Origin of the sequence: Methylicorpusculum sp. (assembly GCF_030651835.1) — a bacterium.
In the GTDB taxonomy this organism is placed as follows: Bacteria; Pseudomonadota; Gammaproteobacteria; order Methylococcales; family Methylomonadaceae; genus Methylicorpusculum.
Map to the genome: position 1 here is coordinate 1 of NZ_JAUSBX010000069.1, position 4,077 is coordinate 4,077.

The following is a 4,077-nucleotide window of genomic DNA, read 5'->3' on the forward strand; positions in this document are numbered from 1 at the left end:
CCCGGTTTGTGAGAGCAAGAATCAGTTGGTTGGAAAGGCTGCCGAATTTCACAAAGCCGTGATGGTGATAAAAGGATACTGCTTGATCATCCTTGGCATCCACCACAAGTGCGAAGACTGCCACTTCCGACCGTATCGCTCGCATCATGGCATCCCACAGAAGAGCACCGCCAAGCTTCTGGCTGCGATAGTCCAAATGGACAGCAAGACGTCCAAGTCTGGCAACCGGCACTGTTTGATAGCGAGGTAGTCGCTTTACCAACTGCTCTGGCACGTCGGCTACAGGGATACTTCCCGCCGCCAGGGTGTAATAACCGGCAACCCTGCTCGTAGTTATTTCAGTAGCAACATAGCAAGCAGTCACGCGTCGGCGCACATCTTGGCCGACTTGCTCACGGAAATACTTATCCAGTGCCTCTACGCCACTAGAAAATCCCGTCCGTTCATGCTCGGACGTAAGAGTCTCCAAGGTAAAACGAGCCGTCACTGGCTTTTGATCAATTCGGCGTGAGCCTGGGCGGCACGCTGCAGAGCTGGGGACGGTTCTGGCGGGTTAATCAGAAGATCAACGAAACGCCGCTGGTCTTCGAGGGATAGCCGGATGACACTGGTTTCTTCAATTGTCCGTTGCGCGATTTCTTGTGCGGCGGCTACAACGAAGTCACTGACACTCCGCCCTTGTAGTTCAGCCGCGCGTTTAATCACGACCATCACTTCTGGAGAGAGTCGGGCTTCGAGCCGGGTACTGCGGATGGTATCTCTTGGCATCATGGTCTCCTCGCTTTTACATCTTGTATTGTACGGTAATTCACCGGACATATTAAATGACAATCTCACAGACACCCAATATAAAAATTATGCTTAAACAATTGAAATAGTTTAAAGCGGTTTCACCATCAGGCAATTCGCCATAGTTTTGAAGAATGTTGGCGTTTTGCTATCGCGAAAACGCCCTACTGGTTTTCTATTTTTGCATCCAGTTGTGTTGTTTGGCTTAATTTCATTGTGTTAGGCGACCGGTTTATGTCTCTGCGTATTCCGGTCCAAAGTTGCCACCTATTCCAGACGAACGCCGCCACTCATTCCATTTTAAAGCTGCCATTTCATTCCTGCATGCCAAATTCTGTTGAAATCGCCACCCGGTGTGATTGTCACTAATACAGGCAGGAGGAGTTCAGGCAATTCGCTGATCACTTTCTCCAGTGACAGCGGGGCTAATGCGTTCTTGCGCAGGAAACCCTGCCATTGTTTTTGTTTCTGTGAATCGGTGGCGAACTCGTCGGTTAACCCGATAGGCATTCCCTCCGGAACAGTTGTTCGCCGCCGTTCAAAGGTTGCCGCAACAGCGCGCGACAATAACACTCCTTCGAAGTCAGAGTGGCTTGCCAACACCCAGAGATCGAAAAAATCTTTCATCCGGCTATTCAGCATACCCAGTGATGTCAGTGCTTCCAACTTTTCAGCAACGACTGTGTAGCGAGGATAGGTGCGTATTTTGGGAGTGGCCATGCCAGGCAAAATGACCGGGTAAAAAACATCCTCCGGGCCAGGCACGACTGAGTCACCAAAACCAATGTCGATCTGTACCGGACAACGAGCGCTATCGAGCAAACCCATCAGAGTCAGTCGAACACCGGCATAATGTGCCTCTTTCCGAATTTCGGCAGCCTCAACAGAATCGGGCAGGAATACAATGCCATCCTCAGCTTCAATCCGGCAGATGGCCTGGAATACCTTTTCCAGATGAGGCATTTCTGCAGATCCGAAACCCAAAAAATCGGCATCGTGAGTGGGTCGGTGCGGTACATCGAACCACAAGTCGAACAGCAGTGCCCCTTTAAGCAGAAATTGGTCGCGCTGTTCTGAGACACTCAGACGGTAGAACAGGCGTTCCAATGCGTACCGGGTCAGCAACAGGTTGTAATCCAGCTTTTCTGCACGGGCCTTGTTGAGCAGGCGATCCCGAATCGATGCTCCATTATTTCGAACGCTCATGTCAGACTATCCAGATAGGGGCGCATCACATTGGCGACACGGCATACCTTGGCATAACGCCAAATTTCGTCGCTGGTCATGCGTTTCTCGTGCCAGGCATCGCGCAGTGCTTCCAGGGCGACATCAAGCCCGATTTTGTTGCGGTATTTGAAGCAGTCGGCAACGGTCTTTGCGACGCTGGTGATGCGGATGGTAACGCCATCCACGATGTGCTCCTCAATACCTTCAGTGAGTGCAGCACCGGAAAAACGAACAATGCGTAGGGGCGGGAACTCAAGCTTGGGGGCTACAGCCTTGTTTTCGATGGCCAGCCATACTTCGAATGGCGCTTGGGTTGTTAGTCCATGAAAACGTAACGCAGATAGCAGACAGATGAGGCCCTTGGGTACCCTGATTGCTACCTCTGCCAGTGATCCGTAGGCGGATATCTCACGTCCAGGTAGTCCGTAGAGTCCTCGCCCGATTCTTTCCAGTTGCCCACGACGAACGGCCCGAGTCAGCGAAACTCGGGGTATTTCCAGCGATTTAAGATCGCTGGGACGAATTAGCCCTCTCAATCTCGCTAGTTCGATTAGTTTATCGGTAGTAGCATCCATATTATCCATAGTGTTACACAACATAGGTACTTGTCAATAACTACCTATGTTATGCAACACTTCTGCAAGGTAAAAAGAAGATCGGTGTCAGGTCTTGATTTTTGCATCATCCATTACAAGGCGCACAGACATTAAAATAATACTTCTTCCATGTATCTCTTTAGTGTTCATCAAAGATAGCTGAAAGCGTCGGCGCATCGAGTAGGCGTTAGGCCCAAAACCCGGTAAGGCGGATTCACCATCAGGCAATCCGCCATGGCTTTGAAGGCTATTGGCGTTATGCTTCAATTCGCCAAAACCTCAACCAACACCAGGGACCAATCACGTGCATCATCATACCCTCAATACCGTCCGTACCCAACAACGCCTGATCCGGTCACAAATGGATTCTACAGATTGCTTGGGCGCCTTTAATCTACTGACCAGTGACCTTTTGTTCGATGAACTCGAAAAACGCCTGCCAGAACATAGACAACGACTCTTTCCGCCAACCGAAACGCTGGCTATGTTCATCGCCCAGGCGATGAGTGCTGACCGTTCTTGCCAGCATGCCGTCAATCAGGCCGCCATCCAGCGATTGATCAATGGTTTGCCACAGTGCAGTACACATACCGGGGGATACTGTCGCGCACGTCAACGCCTGCCCCTGGAGCTGATTTCGGGATTGGCCTGCCATCTTGGGCTGCAAATCGATCACCAGACGCCCACACAATGGCGCTGGCAGGGTCGTCGGGTTCGACTGGTTGATGGCACCACGGTGACCATGCCGGATACCGAGGAAAATCAGGCGGCATTTCCGCAGCAGCGCGGGCAGAAACCCGGATTGGGTTTCCCCATCTGTCGAGTGGTCGGGATGACATGCCTATCCAGTGGGGCGCTGTTGAATGCCGCCATTGGACCTTTCAACGGCAAAGGTGGAGATGAACAGACACTGTTGCGTTCGATAGAGGGCACGCTTGATTCAGGCGACATTCTACTGGGTGACGCCTTTTTTCCGACGTATTTCTTCATCGCCCGGATGCAGATGCAAGGCGTTGATATCCTGATGGAACAACAGGGTGCCAGAAAGCGGGTGACCGACTTTCGTCGCGGTCAGTCTCTGGGATCACGCGATCATGTCATTCGTCTGGACAAGCCGAAAATCAAGCCTGACTGGATGAGTGAACCCGTTTGGCATGCTGCTCCAGAACATCTGACCATACGCGAGTTCAAAGCGGGAGGAAAGATCATGGTGACGACGCTGATGTGCCCCAAAACGTTTACCAAGGCCGATCTGAATGCGCTCTATAAACAACGCTGGAACGTTGAAATCGACCAGCCATATTGCCTCCATAAGAGTGTTTTAAGAAAATTATTGTATCGGTTCTGCAACTGGTTTTATCCAGGTACGATTAACAGTCCGCAATTTACGTAATTCCTCCAATTCCTGTTGATTTGCCGTAATGATCCAAAAGGAACGAATATCTACTTTTATCTGTCGGGCTCT

General features: G+C 51.0%; 5 protein-coding genes. 1 reads left to right on the forward strand and 4 read right to left on the reverse strand.

Going from position 1 to position 4,077, the window contains the following annotated elements; translation table 11 throughout:
• The 4 genes from Q7V32_RS08785 to Q7V32_RS08800 all read right to left on the reverse strand — a co-directional run.
• Positions 1–487: GNAT family N-acetyltransferase (locus Q7V32_RS08785; protein ID WP_304896608.1), on the reverse strand; the 487-nt coding region annotated here is incomplete at its 3' end.
• The gene (locus Q7V32_RS08790; protein WP_304896609.1) at positions 484–771 is read right to left on the reverse strand and encodes a DUF1778 domain-containing protein; all 288 of its coding nucleotides are present in this window, start codon (positions 769–771) and stop codon (positions 484–486) included. The genes Q7V32_RS08790 and Q7V32_RS08785, both read right to left, overlap by 4 nt.
• Positions 772–1,089: 318 nt before the next feature.
• Positions 1,090–1,995 (reverse strand): nucleotidyl transferase AbiEii/AbiGii toxin family protein, encoded by a 906-nt coding sequence (locus tag Q7V32_RS08795; protein ID WP_304896610.1) that lies wholly within the window; start codon positions 1,993–1,995, stop codon positions 1,090–1,092.
• Positions 1,992–2,591: a type IV toxin-antitoxin system AbiEi family antitoxin domain-containing protein gene (locus Q7V32_RS08800; RefSeq protein WP_304896611.1), complete on the reverse strand. Its 600-nt coding sequence runs from the start codon at positions 2,589–2,591 to the stop codon at positions 1,992–1,994. The genes Q7V32_RS08795 and Q7V32_RS08800 overlap by 4 nt, the downstream gene beginning before the upstream one ends.
• A gap of 325 nt (positions 2,592–2,916) precedes the next feature.
• On the opposite strand from Q7V32_RS08800, the gene Q7V32_RS08805 reads away from it, so the two are divergent.
• Positions 2,917–4,005, forward strand: coding sequence for an IS4 family transposase (locus Q7V32_RS08805; RefSeq protein WP_370691445.1), 1,089 nt, complete (start codon positions 2,917–2,919; stop codon positions 4,003–4,005).
• The last annotated feature ends 72 nt before the right edge of the window (positions 4,006–4,077 follow it).

Excerpts from the sequence above, each read along its gene's own strand:
- Q7V32_RS08790 (WP_304896609.1), bottom strand. The coding sequence starts at position 771 with ATGATGCCAAGAGATACCATCCGCAGTACCCGGCTCGAAGCCCGACTC.
- Q7V32_RS08795 (WP_304896610.1), bottom strand. The coding sequence starts at position 1,995 with ATGAGCGTTCGAAATAATGGAGCATCGATTCGGGATCGCCTGCTCAAC.
- Q7V32_RS08800 (WP_304896611.1), bottom strand. The coding sequence starts at position 2,591 with ATGGATGCTACTACCGATAAACTAATCGAACTAGCGAGATTGAGAGGG.